General features: G+C 47.6%; 13 protein-coding genes. All 13 read right to left on the bottom strand.

Annotated features, from left to right (window positions below):
- Window positions 1-12: 12 nt before the first annotated feature.
- Window positions 13-1,152, bottom strand: a complete 1,140-nt coding sequence (carA, locus tag C4S60_RS09405; RefSeq protein WP_103880090.1) for a glutamine-hydrolyzing carbamoyl-phosphate synthase small subunit — start codon at window positions 1,150-1,152, stop codon at window positions 13-15.
- A 543-nt stretch (window positions 1,153-1,695) separates the two neighbouring features.
- Window positions 1,696-2,505, bottom strand: a complete 810-nt coding sequence (dapB, locus tag C4S60_RS09400; protein WP_103880089.1) for a 4-hydroxy-tetrahydrodipicolinate reductase — start codon at window positions 2,503-2,505, stop codon at window positions 1,696-1,698.
- A 75-nt stretch (window positions 2,506-2,580) separates the two neighbouring features.
- Window positions 2,581-2,979: an 8-oxo-dGTP diphosphatase MutT gene (gene mutT / locus C4S60_RS09395; RefSeq protein ID WP_103880088.1), complete on the bottom strand. Its 399-nt coding sequence runs from the start codon at window positions 2,977-2,979 to the stop codon at window positions 2,581-2,583.
- A 121-nt stretch (window positions 2,980-3,100) separates the two neighbouring features.
- Complete coding sequence (gene secA / locus C4S60_RS09390; RefSeq protein ID WP_103880087.1) at window positions 3,101-5,833, bottom strand: preprotein translocase subunit SecA; 2,733 nt, start codon at window positions 5,831-5,833, stop codon at window positions 3,101-3,103.
- A 339-nt stretch (window positions 5,834-6,172) separates the two neighbouring features.
- On the bottom strand, window positions 6,173-6,304 hold the full coding sequence (locus C4S60_RS23885) for a hypothetical protein (protein ID WP_279626944.1): 132 nt from the start codon (window positions 6,302-6,304) through the stop codon (window positions 6,173-6,175).
- A 41-nt stretch (window positions 6,305-6,345) separates the two neighbouring features.
- The gene (lpxC, locus tag C4S60_RS09385) at window positions 6,346-7,263 is read right to left on the bottom strand and encodes a UDP-3-O-acyl-N-acetylglucosamine deacetylase (RefSeq protein ID WP_103880086.1); all 918 of its coding nucleotides are present in this window, start codon (window positions 7,261-7,263) and stop codon (window positions 6,346-6,348) included.
- Between the two features lie 98 nt (window positions 7,264-7,361).
- Window positions 7,362-8,591 (bottom strand): cell division protein FtsZ, encoded by a 1,230-nt coding sequence (gene ftsZ, locus C4S60_RS09380; RefSeq protein ID WP_103880085.1) that lies wholly within the window; start codon window positions 8,589-8,591, stop codon window positions 7,362-7,364.
- A gap of 29 nt (window positions 8,592-8,620) precedes the next feature.
- On the bottom strand, window positions 8,621-9,883 hold the full coding sequence (gene ftsA, locus C4S60_RS09375) for a cell division protein FtsA (protein ID WP_103880084.1): 1,263 nt from the start codon (window positions 9,881-9,883) through the stop codon (window positions 8,621-8,623).
- Window positions 9,884-9,999: 116 nt separating this feature from the next.
- Window positions 10,000-10,797, bottom strand: coding sequence for a cell division protein FtsQ/DivIB (locus C4S60_RS09370; RefSeq protein ID WP_103880083.1), 798 nt, complete (start codon window positions 10,795-10,797; stop codon window positions 10,000-10,002).
- Window positions 10,798-11,034: 237 nt separating this feature from the next.
- Entirely contained in the window at window positions 11,035-12,495 is a 1,461-nt protein-coding gene (gene murC, locus C4S60_RS09365) for a UDP-N-acetylmuramate--L-alanine ligase (RefSeq protein ID WP_103880082.1), read from the bottom strand.
- Window positions 12,496-12,513: 18 nt separating this feature from the next.
- Window positions 12,514-13,575, bottom strand: coding sequence for an undecaprenyldiphospho-muramoylpentapeptide beta-N-acetylglucosaminyltransferase (murG, locus tag C4S60_RS09360; protein ID WP_103880081.1), 1,062 nt, complete (start codon window positions 13,573-13,575; stop codon window positions 12,514-12,516).
- On the bottom strand, window positions 13,562-14,788 hold the full coding sequence (ftsW, locus tag C4S60_RS09355) for a cell division protein FtsW (protein WP_103880080.1): 1,227 nt from the start codon (window positions 14,786-14,788) through the stop codon (window positions 13,562-13,564). Before ftsW ends, murG begins: the two co-directional genes overlap by 14 nt.
- A gap of 15 nt (window positions 14,789-14,803) precedes the next feature.
- Window positions 14,804-16,132 (bottom strand): UDP-N-acetylmuramoyl-L-alanine--D-glutamate ligase, encoded by a 1,329-nt coding sequence (gene murD, locus C4S60_RS09350; protein ID WP_103880079.1) that lies wholly within the window; start codon window positions 16,130-16,132, stop codon window positions 14,804-14,806.

Raw genomic sequence — 16,132 nt, 5'->3', positions numbered from 1 at the left:
AACTACTCCGAATTACGCTTTGTGTTGTTTAATAAGTTCGATGAAGTGGTCAAACAATGGCGCTGCATCGTGTGGACCTGGGCTCGCTTCAGGGTGACCCTGGAAGCTGAACGCTGGCTTATCTGTACGGTGGATCCCCTGAAGCGTACCGTCGAACAGAGACTTGTGCGTCGCACGTAGGTTCTCTGGAAGCGTCGCTTCATCCGCAGCAAAGCCGTGGTTCTGTGAAGTAATCATTACTACGTCACGATCAAGGTCTTTAACTGGGTGGTTTGCACCGTGGTGGCCAAACTTCATCTTCACTGTTTGCGCACCAGACGCTAGAGCCAAGATTTGGTGACCAAGGCAGATACCGAAGATTGGCAGGCCTTTGTCTAGGAATACTTTTGTTGCTTCGATAGCGTATGTACATGGCGCCGGGTCACCAGGGCCGTTTGACAGGAATACGCCATCTGGGTTGAGTGCAAGCACGTCTTCAGCAGAAGTTTGCGCCGGAACCACTGTTAGGCGGCAGCCGCGGTCAACAAGCATGCGTAAGATGTTGCGTTTTGCGCCGAAGTCGTAGGCAACAACGTGATATGGCAGTTCGCTGTCGTCTTTCGCTTCAGGAAGACCACCCTCGAGCGTCCACGAACCCTGTTTCCATTGATACGTCTCTTTTGTTGTAACTTCTTTCGCAAGATCCATACCTTTCAAGCCAGGGAATTCTTTCGCCTTAGCGAGCGCCAGAGCCTCATCCAGATTATCGCCAGCGACGATACAACCGTTCTGTGCACCTTTCTCACGTAGTAGACGAGTCAGTTTACGCGTATCGATATCTGCGATACCAACGATGTTTTGAGACTTAAGGTAGTCAGAAAGTGACTGTTCATTACGGAAGTTAGAAGCGATAAGAGGAAGATCGCGGATCACAAGGCCTTGTGCGTGGATTGCCGAAGACTCTTCGTCTTCTTTATTAGTACCAGTATTGCCAATGTGAGGATAAGTAAGGGTAACGATCTGTTGAGAATAGGAAGGATCAGTGAGGATTTCTTGGTACCCCGTCATCGAGGTATTAAAAACAACTTCACCAACGGATAAACCATCTGCTCCAATGGAAACACCGTGGAACACTGTCCCATCTTCTAGGACTAACAGTGCTGATTTACTCAAGACAACCTCCAGAATAAAAATGCATAAATTTTAAATTAAATTGCAAATCTGCCTTCCTCTTCGCCATAAATAAGCGGTTTCAGGTAGTTCAGACAAATTGGCGGTATTCTAATGACGTCGATTACATGTGTCAACAACTGCCGAAAAATAAAATTAATTTTTCTCGGCATTGACCATTTATTTGCTTAAAACCGCTAAAAATGCACATTTGAAGAACATTTTTCAAGCAGTTAGTGAACAGCATAGTTTTTCGCATGATAAAAGGCAACGCATTACACCTAAACGACAACTGAGATTTGCGCAAACGATACCCGAAACAAGTTAACCTTACAAAAACCAACACTTTGACAGTTTTTCACTCCAAACCCCTATAATTAACATCTAATTATGTAAAACCAGGTCAAAAACCGACCTTTTAGTAAATTCGAAAGTTAAGAGGTATTATCCTATCACTCAGCATTCAATCAGAATATTTATGTAAAGAAGAAAATCATAGATTGCGGTTAACTTTGGCGAAAAAAAAGCGCCTATCGGCGCTTCTTATTAAATACTGTCGAGGCCTAACACCTCGGTCATGGTATAAAAACCTGCAGGCTTACCATGCAACCATACCGCAGCTTTCACCGCACCATTCGCAAAAGTCATGCGATCCGTGGCTTTATGAGTAATCTCCACTCGCTCACCGATGTCTGCAAACATTGCGGTATGCTCACCGACAATGTCACCAGCACGAATGGTGGCAAAGCCAATTTCATCTCGCGTTCTCTCACCAGTGATCCCTTCACGAGCGTAAACAGCAACATCATTAAGCTCGTTGCCCATTGCACCAGCGATAGCCTCACCCATGCCAATGGCAGTACCGGAGGGCGCATCAACCTTATGACGGTGGTGAGCTTCTACGATCTCGATGTCGCAATAGTCACCCATTACTTTTGCTGCTTTCTCAAGCAGTTTGAAAACCAGGTTAACACCAACACTGTAGTTGGGCGCCATCACCACTGGAACCACTTTCGCGGCTTCGTCGATAAGTGCTTTCTCATCGTCGTTAAAACCCGTGGTTCCTATAACCATTTTTTTACCGTGCTGTTTACACAATTCCAGGTTCGCAAGGGTACTCTTGGGTGCCGTGAAATCAATAATCACATCAAAATCTTCAATCGACTTTGCCAGATCATCCACAAGCGCTACATCAAAACGCCCTTCACCACACAATTCACCAACGTCGACACCGACGAGTGAAGACTCTGGACGCTCAGAGCCAGCGCCTACTGTCGCTTGTGTATTATGAAATGTTGCTTTTACCAGATTGCGACCCATTCGGCCCGCTGCTCCTGCAATCGCAATTCTTACCATTGCGCTATTCTCCATTGTTTGTGTTGCTACCAATGTAACGTAAAGCCACTAGGGTCGCTAGCACCCTTGAATAAATTAACGGTATTTTTCGATGACTTTGTTCAGGATGGGCACGTTTGCCTCTGGAAAGGCGTAATTCGCCAACTCGGCTATCGGCACCCAACGCCCTTCCTGACCTTCTTTACCGTAAGGCTCATTGTCAAATGCAGTGACAGAGATAAAGTCAAACTCCAATGACTTATCTGGATAGTCATAAAGCAGATGCTCGAAGTTCTCAAGCTCTGTGACCTGAATATCTATTTCCTCAAACAGCTCTCGAGTGATGGCTTCCCCGACAGTTTCCCCTACTTCAACTTTGCCTCCGGGAAATTCCCAAAAGCCGCCTTTATGAAGGTTATCGGGACGTTTGGTGATGAAGACCTCTGACTTATCCTGGTTGAAGATGATCGCCGCTACAATATGAACTCGCTTCACTTTCTTCCTCTACTTTCTTATCTTTCTAGGTTAATTGTTCAACCGTTACTTAGGCTAATCCCTATGTTCGTCATAAAAAAAAGAGCCGCATAATGCGACTCTTCATCTATGACATCATGGTTTAGCTGATTTTACCATGGCACTGTTTGTACTTCTTGCCACTTCCGCATGGGCAAGGTTCGTTGCGACCCACTTTGCGTTCTTCACGAACCATAGGCTGGTGAGCGCCCTGTTCAGATTGCTCGGAGTTGTCAGCCAGTTGATTCTCCGCATCAGCGTGTTGCGCCTGAGCTTTTGCTGCCGCAGCTTGGGCCTGAGCCTGACGCTGAGCTTCCATACGCTCAACTTCTTCTTGCTGCTGAACGCGAACTTTAGACAGAATGGTAATCACATCAAACTTCAGTGAATCCAACAACTGCTCGAACAGTTCAAACGACTCACGTTTGTATTCTTGTTTTGGATTCTTCTGAGCGTAACCGCGTAGATGGATACCCTGACGCAGGTGGTCCATTGCGGCCAAGTGCTCTTTCCAGAGTGTATCCAGAGTTTGCAACATCACAGACTTCTCGAAGTTGCGCAGCACTTGTGCACCAACGGTCTCTTCTTTCTGTTTGTAGATAGTCACAGCATTTTCTAAAATCTTCTCACGCAGTGCTTCTTCATACAGTTTGTCGTCTTCTTCCAGCCATGACTGAATCGCCAGATCTAGATCGAAATCCTTCTTCAGCCTTTCTTGCAGGCCTTCGATGTCCCACATGTCTTCCAGAGACTGAGGCGGAATGTATTCGTCGATCACGGAAGTGAACACATCCTCACGGTTTTGCTCCAGCATTTCGCTGATGTCTTCCGCCGTCATGAGTTCATCACGCAGTTCGTAAACTACCTTACGTTGGTCATTCGCCACGTCATCAAACTCAAGAAGCTGCTTACGAATGTCGAAGTTACGACCTTCCACTTTTCGTTGCGCTTTTTCAATCGAACGAGACAGCATCTTACTTTCAATCGCTTCCCCTTCTTCCATACCACTCTGGATAAGGCTTGCCATACGATCAGACGTAAAGATACGTAACAGTTGGTCTTCCATAGACAAGTAGAAACGCGAAGAACCCGCATCACCCTGACGACCAGAACGACCACGTAACTGGTTGTCGATACGACGAGATTCATGACGCTCAGTACCAATGATGTGCAGGCCACCGGCTTCAAGCACTTGATCGTGAACTCCTTTCCACTCTGCTTTGATCGCATCGATCTGCTCTTTAGATGGATTATCCAGCTGTTCGACTTTTGCTTGCCAGCTACCACCCAGCACGATATCGGTACCACGACCGGCCATGTTGGTTGCGATAGTTACGGCACCAGGTGTCCCCGCTTCCGCAACGATTTCTGCTTCTCTTTCGTGGAACTTCGCGTTTAGAACATTGTGTTTGATCTTCGCTTGCTTCAGTGCGTTAGAAAGCAATTCCGATTTTTCAATCGACACGGTACCAACAAGACTCGGCTGGCCATTCGCAGCTCGCTCTTTAATGTCTTCAATGATGGCGTTGAATTTTTCCACCTCAGTACGATAAACCACATCGGGCATATCGTTACGAATCATCGGTTTGTTGGTTGGAATAACCACGGTTTCCAGACCATAGATAGACTGGAATTCGAACGCTTCTGTATCGGCTGTACCCGTCATACCTGACAGCTTGTGATACAAACGGAAGTAGTTCTGGAAAGTAATTGAAGCCAGCGTCTGGTTTTCATTCTGGATCTTAACGCCTTCTTTCGCCTCTACCGCTTGATGCAGACCTTCAGACCAGCGACGACCAGGCATAGTACGGCCCGTGTGTTCGTCAACAATGACCACTTCACCTTGCTCGTTGACGATATAATCGACGTTTTTCTCAAACAGGACGTGGGCACGAAGCGCAGCATTCACGTGATGTAACAAACTGATATTGGTTGGTGAGTAAAGCGTGTCACCCTCTTCCATCAGGCCATTCTTAACCAGTAGCTCTTCGACAAACTCCTGGCCGGTTTCCGTTAGGTGAACCTGCTTTGATTTCTCATCAACGGTATAGTGACCGTCACCACGATATTCTTCAGAATCTTCTTGATCTTGCTTCTCAAGGTGAGGAATCAAGGTGTTGATACGAGTATAAAGATCAGAGCTGTCTTCCGCTGGACCAGAGATGATCAGTGGTGTACGAGCTTCATCGATAAGGATCGAGTCCACCTCATCCACAACAGCAAAGAAACGTTCGCGTTGCACACGATCTTCAACACGGAACGCCATGTTATCGCGCAAATAGTCGAAACCAAACTCGTTGTTGGTTCCGTACAGGATATCAGCCTGATAGGCTTCTTTTTTCTCTTGTGGATGCATATTGGGTACGTTAACGCCAACAGTCATACCCAGGAATTCAAATAGAGCGCGGTTAGTTTCCGCATCACGCTTAGCCAGATAGTCGTTCACAGTAACGATATGAACGCCTTTGCCAGGCAGCGCATTGAGATAGGCAGGAAGTGTTGCTGTCAGTGTTTTACCTTCACCGGTACGCATCTCTGCAATCTGACCAGAGTTCAGCACCATACCACCGATAAGCTGAACATCGAAGTGACGCATGCCGAACACACGCTTAGATGCTTCACGAACCGTCGCAAAGGCTTCTGGCAGCAGTTGGTCCAGATCCTCGCCCTTGTCCAAACGCTCACGAAACTCGACCGTTTTCGCTTTTAGTTCTTCATCAGACAACGCTTCGAACTGCGGCTCGTAGTTATTAATCTGCTTTACGATTTTTCTTAGTCGACGCAATGTTCTGTCGTTGCGACTACCAATGACCTTTGTCAGTAGGTTAGTAATCATTGTGTTTTTGTTCTCTCTACCATTAGATCATATCGACCTATTAAAAATGCCTTCCGTCTCTAAAAAGGCCTAGCGACCTAAGCGAGATAAAATCTATACCAACTGATATTGAGTTCAAGCTGCTATATTTCAAGGCAGATATACCAATTAATGGCACATAGTTTAAGGAATTTTTGACCGAACAACCAAGCATCAATCCAAACTAACCGCAATTAGTTTGATGTGTTTGGAAGTTTTGGTCTATTCACAGACATTAAGCGCTGCATTGTCGCTAAAATTTAGGCTGGTCGGTACGTATTGATGATGTCAAAAGTGAAAACTTAAACTGCAGATTCGTCCTCAGAATGCAGTCCAGAACGCCAGGATCTTGCCGATCCAACGAAGATCGTTGCCACTCATGTTGAGGTGGCAAGATACTGCCAGTTGACGAGCAGGCGAATTGCGATATTCAGGCATAAAAAAATCAGGCATAAAGCCTGATTTTTCAAATTCAATTTAGAACATGCGCTGGGTTAAGCAAGCACCATCGATGGCTCTGCGAATGCAACTGGAGAGCCTGCTTGCTCTTCAAACGTTGCCCACTCCCATGCTTCCTGATCAGCTAGCACTGCTCTTAGCAATTGGTTGTTTAAACCGTGACCAGATTTGTACGCAGCAAACTCACCAACAATGGCGTGACCTGCCATGTATAGGTCGCCAATCGCATCCAGCACTTTGTGCGTGACAAATTCATTGTCGAAACGCAGGCCTTCTTCGTTCAGAATGCGGTAGTCATCCAGCACGATGGCGTTATCAAAGCTACCACCCAACACAAGGTTCTGTGATTGTAGGTACTCGATATCGCGCATGAAGCCGAAAGTACGGGCACGCGAGATTTCTTTGACAAAGCCCTGTGATGAGAAGTCAAAGACCAGACGTTGTTCGTCTGCATCGATTGCCGGATGATTAAACTCGATTTCAAAGTCCATACGGAAACCATTGTATGGGCGAAGTTCAGCCCACTTGTCTCCATCCTCAAAACGCACCGGCTTTTTAATACGAATGAATCGTTTTGGTGCATTTTGCGTTTCGATACCAGCTTGTTGAAGCAGATAAACGAACGGACTTGCGCTGCCATCCATAATTGGAATTTCTGGCGCATCAACTTCAACGATGATGTTATCAATGCCCATACCCGCCAGTGCTGCGTTAAGGTGTTCGACGGTTGAGATTCGAATACCTTCATCATTCACTAGAGCAGTACACAACATTGTATCGCGCACAGAAAGAGGGTCCGCAGGGAAATCCACAGGCGGATTCACGTCGGTGCGACGGTAAATAACACCAGTATTAGCAGCCGCTGGACGCAAAGTTAGTGTTACTTTACGGCCTGAGTGGAGGCCCACTCCTACAGTAGTCACTATTTCTTTAAGCGTACGTTGTCTGATCATCTACAAACCTCTTCTTCAACGCTACATATCACAGTTGATCATGTAAGCAACCGCGAATCCTACCAGATTTTTGAGCTATGTCAAATTCAAACGGTTGTTTAGTCCGCTTGACGGCGCAAAAATGCTGGAATGTCTAAGTAGCCGCTTTCCTTCTCAGGTTTGGGTGCTGCACTTGTATTACCGCTCGATACCGGAGCATTGGAGCCTGTATTGCCTGGTGCATTCACTTCAACCTTGTCCTGATTATTTACAGGCAAAGTTTGTGCCACTTTGTCTTCAACTTTTGCAGCTGGAGCTTGTGTTTGTGGTTGAGACTGAGCCGTAGAAACTGATGTTTTACCACCAGCTACTAGGGTGATATCAGGCTTACGCTCGTTACCGATACCCGTTGCCACTACTGTCACACGAATTTCGTCGCTCATGTCTGGGTCTAGTGATGTACCAATAACAACCGTCGCATTATCAGAAGCAAAGGCTTTAACCGTGTTACCGACGGTTTCGAATTCATCCAGACGCATATCAAGACCAGCAGTGATGTTAACAAGCACACCACGGGCACCCGCAAGATCGATGTCTTCAAGTAGAGGGCTGGAGATCGCCATTTCTGCCGCTTCTTCCGCACGGTCTTCGCCTTTCGCGACACCGCTGCCCATCATTGCGTGACCCATTTCTGACATCACAGTACGCACGTCCGCAAAGTCGACGTTGATCATGCCAGGGCGAGTAATCAATTCTGCAATACCCTGAACAGCGTTCTTCAGTACATCGTTCGCGCTTGCAAACGCTTCAAGCAGAGTGACGCCACGGCCCAGTACTTTCAGTAGCTTTTCATTAGGGATAGTGATTAAAGAATCGACATGCTTTGACAATTCTTCAATGCCCTGCTCTGCAAACGCCAGGCGCTTCTTACCTTCAAAGCTAAATGGCTTAGTCACCACGGCAACCGTAAGAATGCCCAGTTCTTTTGCCACTTCAGCAATCACCGGAGCCGCACCAGTACCAGTACCACCGCCCATACCAGCTGCGATAAACACCATATCGGCACCGGTAATGCTTTCTTTAATTCTTTCTTTGTCTTCAAGAGCTGCATCACGTCCAACTTGTGGGTTCGCACCCGCACCCAAGCCTTTTGTAATATCGCCGCCAATTTGAATAACATGGCTGACACTTGTTTTACGAAGTGCCTGAGCATCTGTATTTACGCTAATGAAATCAACCCCTTCGATTGATTCGCGCACCATGTGCTCTACAGCGTTACCACCGCCACCGCCGACTCCAACTACTTTAATGACTGCTTCGTCAGACATTTCCATCATCGGTTCAAACATTTGTTATCTCCGTTTTCCTGCAACTCAGGTTAAAACTCTTTTTGTATCCAATTACGCAACTTTCCAAAGATTGTCGACACCGATTGACGCTTTGGTTCGTTATAATCATTGTCGTCATTGATCTGACTGTCTCGTGCGTAATGAAGTAATCCTACGGCCGTTGAATGATACGGCTCCTTAACATAGTCCGTCAGTCCGCTCACCTCTAGGGGCTTCCCGACTCGGACCTGATTGCGGAACACACGCTCAGCGCATTCCACAACCCCTTCAATTTGTGCTGCGCCACCCGTAAGGACAACACCAGCTGCGAGATGATGCTTAACACCACTCTCCCTTAGTTTGGCCTGAACATTATCAATGGTTTGATTTACCAGTCCCATTAATTCTGTATAGCGCGGTTCTATCACTTCCGCCAATGTTTGACGCTGTAAACTGCGAGATGGTCGTCCGCCAACGCTAGGAACGTTAACTGTATCATCTTTGCTCACCAGTTCACTGAGAGCACAACCATACTTCACTTTGATTTCTTCAGCATCACTCAATGGCGTACCGAATGCAAAAGCAATATCACTAGTAACTGCATTACCGGCATAAGAAAACACTTCGGTATGCCTTAATGCGCCACCGGTCCAAATCGACACATCCATGGTACCTGCGCCGATATCAACCACGCACACACCCAGTTCACGCTCGTCTTCAGTAATCACGGCATTGCTTGAAGCCAGCCCCGAGAAAACCAACTGTTCGACTTTCAGGCCACAACGTTCAACGGCTTTAATGATGTTTCTTGCCATATCGTTATGGCAAGAAATCAAATGCACGCTGACTTCCATTCTAACCCCAGACAAACCAAGCGGATTTTTGATTCCCTCTTGATAGTCTATGGTAAATTCCTGAGGAATAACATGAAGAATACGCTGCTCATCACCAATTTTTATGGATTTGGCAGTGTGTATTGCCCTGTCCATATCATCCTGTGACACTTCTTCCTCAGAAATGGTTCCCATGCCTTTTTCAATTCGACTCGCAATATGCTTACCGGAAAGAGAAATGAAAACGTTACTGATCTGACACTCAGCCATGAGCTCAGCCTGATCAACCGCACGCTGAACAGACTTAACGACTGATTCAAGATCGTTAACGCCTCCTTTGTCCATCCCACGAGAAGGACTAGAGCCGGCACCTATGATATTCACCTGCCCATCAGGCAATACTTCGCCAACTAAAGCAGATACGGTCGCGGTGCCTATATCGAGACCGACAATAATATTGTCATCCGTGGTCTTCGTCATCTGTTCTCTCTTTCTATTAGAAATTTCAATTCCCAGCGAGCAATCCAAATCTATTGCTCAATTCTCAAACTGAATTTACCTATCGGCGGTTCGTCGCTACCGATAGGTAAAGCCCGTTATCCAACCTCACTCCCGGTGACATCAGAATTCAATTCCCCTTGCTCTGCAGGAAACCATCCTACTGCCGCACCGGTGTCATAGCGTAAATCAATGTAGCTGACTCTAGAGACATCGTCCCCTAGTTTTCGGTACAAAGAAATAAAGCGCTGCAAACGCTCTTGCATCGCGTCTTTGCCCAGTTCCAGACGGATACCATTATCAAGTATCACCTGCCATGCTCTACGCTCATTGAGTACCAGCGAAGAAATCGACAAGCCGAGACTGGCTAGTTGACCGTTACTGTTACGGTAGGTTTGCAGTACGATTTGCTCTGTGCCCTTTGGTCCGTACAGCTTGACTTTCTGCTCTTCCATTGCCGACACATCGCCACTGAATACCACTCCATTAGTATCGAGCATGTCGATACCGTTCCAGATGGCACTCGCTTTATGCTCGGTCAAAAACACTTTCACTGTGTCTGGCCACTGTTTTCGTACCGAAGCCTGTGAGACCCAGGGGATCTGTTCGACGCTATGTTGCAATACATTAATGTCCTGAGACATAAATGTACCAATATGCTCCAGGTTGGCAAACGCATGCTGCACGTCTTGCGCAGACACATGAGTCAGCTCACCTTGCAGAACTATCTTAGATAAAGGGAGGCGCTGGTCATCCCACATCCAGCTAACGGTGGAATAAAGTGTTGAACCAATTACTGTGATCACAGCCAATAAAAAAACCGCCCCGACTCCATGTCTTGATAACGAGGAGGCTCGACGCGTCTGTTCTACACTGCTCTCTGAAGTTTCAGTCAAACTCTTTGGTCCTTTATTAACTTCTCTTTACCTTTCCTTAAGATAGTGGAATAAGAGTCTAATCTAATGCTGTTAACCTTAGGATTATACTAATGAATATCAAACTATCAAACACTGAACCCAAGAAATATGGGCTTTTGCATACTGAAATAACAAAAATGTTCGACTGAGCATTCCAATTTGTTGATAGCTCGGTCGAACAGATATATTTTTTTCTAAATCAGAAGCTGGGTGTAACTAGCTTTTTTGCATCAGTTGGATGTCTAACTTCATTTGCTCAAGCTTCTTGGCTACTTTACCAATATCACCTGCGCCTTGCGTCAGAACAAGGTCGCCATCTTGCAAAAGATTTGATAAAACAGAGGGTAACGCACTCACATCCGGCACAAAAACCGGATCGAGTTTGCCACGTGTACGAATAGTACGACACAGGGAACGACCATCCGCCCCTGCAATGGGTGCTTCACCCGCAGCGTACACATCCAACATCACCAATACATCTACCTGCTCAAGTACATTGGCGAAATCATCGTAAAGATCTCGGGTACGACTGTATCTATGGGGTTGGAAGATCATCACCAAACGTCTGTCCTCCCAACCATTTCGGGCGGCTTTGATAGTAACACCAACTTCTGTTGGATGGTGACCGTAATCATCCACCAACATAACTTTACCGTTACCGGTTTCAAACTCACCTAAATGCTCAAAACGGCGTCCTGTACCTTCGGTTCCCAGCATCGCTTTGACAATAGCCTCATCGCCGATGTGATCTTCCGTAGCAACCGCAATAGCTGCCGCGGCATTCAGCGCGTTGTGCTGACCCGGGATATTTAAAGTGATCTCCAGCTTTTCTCGGTCTTTTCTGACAACCGTGAACTTGCCTTGCTGTCCTTCCTGGCGATAATTCTCAATTCGAACGTCCGCATCGTCAGAGAAACCGTAGGTGATCACTTGTCGGCTCACACTCGGAATCAGCTCTCTCACCACGGGATCATCGACACACATCACCGCCTGACCATAAAATGGTAAGTTATGCAGGAAATCGATAAACGTTTGTTTCAACGTATCAAAGTCCCCTCCATACGTGTCCATGTGGTCCGCTTCAATATTCGTGACAATACTGACCATCGGCTGAAGGTGTAGGAAAGAAGCGTCACTCTCATCGGCTTCTGCGATCAATATCCGACTGGATCCAAGACGAGCATTGGTTCCGGCGCTCTTTACCAGGCCACCATTAACAAACGTTGGATCCATACCGGCTTCAGAGTAAATCTGAGTGACCAGCGCTGTTGTTGTGGTCTTACCGTGTGTCCCCGCGACCGCGATACCGTGTCGAAAGCGCATCAATTCCGCTAGCATTTCTGCCCGGCGCACAACAGGGATCCTCAGCTCTTTAGCCGCAACCAACTCTGGGTTCTCCGGATCAATGGCTGTCGACACAACCACCACACTTGCCTGTTCAACGTTGCTTGCCTGATGACCAATAAAAATGATGGCACCTTTACGCTTAAGGCGTTCTGTAACCACATTTTCTGCAATGTCAGAGCCGGTAATTTGATAGCCTTCATTAAGCAGTACCTCAGCGATACCACTCATTCCAGCTCCGCCGATACCGACGAAATGAATGCTCTTCACCCTTCTCATTTCAGGTATCAGCGCACGTATTTGCGCCAAATCTTGTGTATGTTGCTCTGTCATGGATTAAATCTCGTTACTCTATTTAGTTAATTCGATAATTTCTTGGGCGACTCGGTTGTCAGCATCCAATTTCGCGGCCTTGCGCGCGTTGATCGCCAGCTCAATCAGTTGCGCTCTGTCCAGCACTTTTATCTGCTGTGCTAACTTGTCTACCGTCAGTTCCGGCTGCTCTATCATGTACGCCGCATTGCTGTGGACCAGATGATCGCCGTTTAATGCCTGTTGGCGATCTTTATGCATGAAAGGAACAAAGATCGCCCCAACACCGACTGCCGCCAATTCCGACACCGTCAGGGCACCGGAACGACAAACGACCAGATCAGCCCAGCAATATGCTTCGGCGACATCGTCAATAAATTCGGTGGTCTCAGCACTGGTCACCCCTTGTTGCTGATACAGCGTGGCCACTTCATCACGATTGCCTTTACCTGCCTGATGACGCACAGTATAACCAGAGCCAAGCTGAGCCATGACCAAAGGTAACGTGTGGTTCAGTATCCTCGCTCCCTGACTGCCACCCATGACCAGAACGCGCACATCCCCATCACGCGCAGACAATCTGCTTTCAGGGGCTTCTACATCCAACAGATCCTGACGTACTGGATTGCCAACGACTTCAGCGTCAGCAAACGCCCCGGGGAACGCCTGAAACACTTTCTTCGCCACTTTAGACAACCATTGGTTCGTCAAGCCAGCGACACCGTTTTGCTCGTGAAGAACCACAGGAATGCCCAGAGTCCACGCAGCAATGCCACCGGGACCACTCACATAGCCTCCCATGCCAAGTACCGCATCAGGTTGCCAGCACTTCATGTGTTTGCGTGCCTGAAGTATGGCACTAAAAATCTGAAATGGTGCTTTCAGCAGCTTAATGATCCCTTGACCACGCAGCCCTTTGACTTTAATGAAGTCGATATCAATGCCGTGCTTGGGCACCAAATCGGCCTCCATTCGGTCTGCGGTACCCAACCAGCGGATTTCCCAGCCTTGTTCTTGTAGTCGTTTGGCTACAGCCAGACCCGGGAAAACGTGTCCCCCAGTGCCGCCGGCCATCACCATCAATCGTTTACTGTTTTTCATCTTGTTTATTTTTCTTGTCTGTTTCTGGCTCATCTGGCTGAGCCTTCATCTCTGGGACATCGGGCAATAATCGGCATTCATGATCAACACGCAGCAGAATCGATACCGCAACGGACATAATAATCAGACTGGAACCACCGTAACTGATCAGCGGTAACGTCAGACCTTTTGTCGGTACCATTCCCGCTGCCGCTCCCACATTAACTAACGTCTGAAAAGCAAACCAGATACCGATAGCAAAAGAGAGATACCCGCCAAAAAGTTGTTGCTTTTCAAATGCACGTTTACCGATATACAAGGCTTTGACGACCAAGGCAAAGACCAGCATCAAAATTAACAGAACACCGACAAAGCCCAGTTCTTCTGCCAATACAGCAAACACAAAGTCTGTATGAGCTTCTGGCAGGTACTCCAGTTTTTGCACTGAGTTCCCTAATCCTTGTCCCATCCAGTTCCCTCGGCCAAATGCCATAAGGGACTGAGTTAGCTGATAGCCACTGCCAAATGGGTCTTCCCACGGGTCGAGAAAAGAGGTAACCCGACGAACACGATAAGGTTCAACCAGAATCAGCGCGATAACCGCACTAATGCCTGCTACCAATAGGGCAATAAACTGGGAGAGTTTGGCACCGGCGATAAATAGCATGCCAAACAAGGTCACTAACATTACCACTACGGTACCCAAGTCCGGCTGTCCGAGCAGCAACGCGGCAAACGTCAGAAACACTATGAATGGTTTGATGAAGCCACCGAAGAACGACTTCCTGACTTCATCCTGTTTTCGAACCAGATAACCCGACATAAATATGAACAGAGACAGCTTGGCGACCTCTGCTGGCTGCAGGTTAAACAGCCCAAGGGGGATCCAGCGAGAGGCCCCGTTCACCGATTTGCCAACCACCAGAACCACAATCAGTAAAAAGATCGAAAGAGCGAGTAGATAAGTACTAAAGCGGAACCACTTCTCAATTGGGACTTGCAACACCACCGAAGACGTCCCTAAGGCAAGCACCAGAAAAATCGCATGGCGGAACATAAAGTGAAAAGGCTGGTCTGTCAGTCTGGAACTGATGGGAAAGGAGGCTGAAGTCACCATCACTAAACCAGTAATCATCAATGCGAATGCCAACCAGACAAGTTGGCGATCGTACAGAGCGTCTGGCGCAGATTGAGCTAGCCACCCAGTGAAACGTTGTCGAGACTGATGAAACATAGTGACCAATCCGTGTTAGCTGACTTGGGTCGAGTAGCGCTGTGCCTGTTGAGTGAAATGAACACCCCGCGCCATAAAATTAGCAAACTGATCAAAACTTGCACACGCTGGTGACAGCATGACCATATCACCATCTTTCAACTTTGGCGTGATCTGCGCTAAGATCGTGTCCATACTGTCAGCATAGCTCGCACTCGGATGCAGCTCCATAAACGCTTCACCATCACGACCAAAACAACATAACTGGACATCCAGCGTCGATAACGGCTGGGCCAGTTCAGAGAAATCGGCCCCCTTACCCACACCGCCAACCAGAAGATACAGCTTACCCGCTAGCGACAGACCAGAAAGTGCTGCCAGTGTACTAGCCACATTAGTGGCTTTGGAATCATTGACCCACTTTACGCCTCCATGCTCTGCCACAACCTGACAACGGTGACTGAGGCCGGTGTAGCGTCGGAGACATGTGAGCGCTAAACGATAGTCCACCCCGGCCAGTTTGAGCAAAGCACAAGCGACCAGCGCATTGGACCAGTTGTGTTTGCCAACCAGACGCAGGTCGTCAACGGAAATGATCGGTTTTTGATGATCCATCAGCCAAATCTGGCCATCGCGCTTCTGCATTCCGAATTCTTTATCATCAAAACCAAATGTAGACACCGCATGTTGGCCTTGGGTCGGATAGGTTTCTTTTTCTTCACGGTTTACCAAAACCTGTTCAGCGTGTAGGAAGATTCTTCGTTTTGCACATGCGTAGTCCTCCATCCCCTGATAGCGATCCATATGGTCTTCAGACAAATTGAGGAAAGTCGACACCTTGGTTTTCAGACTCTGCGTGGTTTCCAACTGAAAACTCGACAACTCCAGCACATACAGATCCGCGTCCTGATTTAGCAAATCAAGCGCCGGCACGCCAATATTACCGCCAACGCCGACACGAACGCCCGCCGCTTTGGCCATTTCTCCGGTAAGGTCGGTGACGGTACTTTTTCCATTTGAGCCAGTGATAGCAATGACCGGTTTGTCATTGGCCCAGGCAAACAACTCAATGTCACCCACGACGGCGATGCCCTTATCCATCGCTTGCTTGATTTCCGGTGTCGCCAGTGCGATGCCCGGATTACAGACAATCAAGTCTGCTTGCATCAGCCACTGTTTTTCAAAACTGCCGGTATGGAGCTCAATGCTTTCGGCCAGCTGATCCGCTCCCGGTGGCGCTGAGCGCGAGTCCATAACGCGTATGGTGACGTCAGGATGAAGTCTGCGCAGATGATTAACTACAGAGAGCCCGGTAATACCGAGCCCTACAACAACAACATGATTAATATTTTGCCAACGATCCAT

The organism is Vibrio hangzhouensis (assembly GCF_900107935.1).
Classification (GTDB): Bacteria; Pseudomonadota; Gammaproteobacteria; order Enterobacterales; family Vibrionaceae; genus Vibrio; species Vibrio hangzhouensis.
This window is presented reverse-complemented; position numbering and strand designations above follow the sequence as displayed.

Coding starts and splice junctions, on each gene's coding strand:
- lpxC (WP_103880086.1), bottom strand. CDS start 7,263: ATGATCAGACAACGTACGCTTAAAGAAATAGTGACTACTGTAGGAGTG.
- murD (WP_103880079.1), bottom strand. CDS start 16,132: ATGGATCGTTGGCAAAATATTAATCATGTTGTTGTTGTAGGGCTCGGT.
- ftsZ (WP_103880085.1), bottom strand. CDS start 8,591: ATGTTTGAACCGATGATGGAAATGTCTGACGAAGCAGTCATTAAAGTA.
- murC (WP_103880082.1), bottom strand. CDS start 12,495: ATGACAGAGCAACATACACAAGATTTGGCGCAAATACGTGCGCTGATA.
- dapB (WP_103880089.1), bottom strand. CDS start 2,505: ATGGTAAGAATTGCGATTGCAGGAGCAGCGGGCCGAATGGGTCGCAAT.
- C4S60_RS23885 (WP_279626944.1), bottom strand. CDS start 6,304: ATGCCTGATTTTTTTATGCCTGAATATCGCAATTCGCCTGCTCGTCAA.
- ftsW (WP_103880080.1), bottom strand. CDS start 14,788: ATGTTTCATCAGTCTCGACAACGTTTCACTGGGTGGCTAGCTCAATCT.
- murG (WP_103880081.1), bottom strand. CDS start 13,575: ATGAAAAACAGTAAACGATTGATGGTGATGGCCGGCGGCACTGGGGGA.
- secA (WP_103880087.1), bottom strand. CDS start 5,833: ATGATTACTAACCTACTGACAAAGGTCATTGGTAGTCGCAACGACAGA.
- ftsA (WP_103880084.1), bottom strand. CDS start 9,883: ATGACGAAGACCACGGATGACAATATTATTGTCGGTCTCGATATAGGC.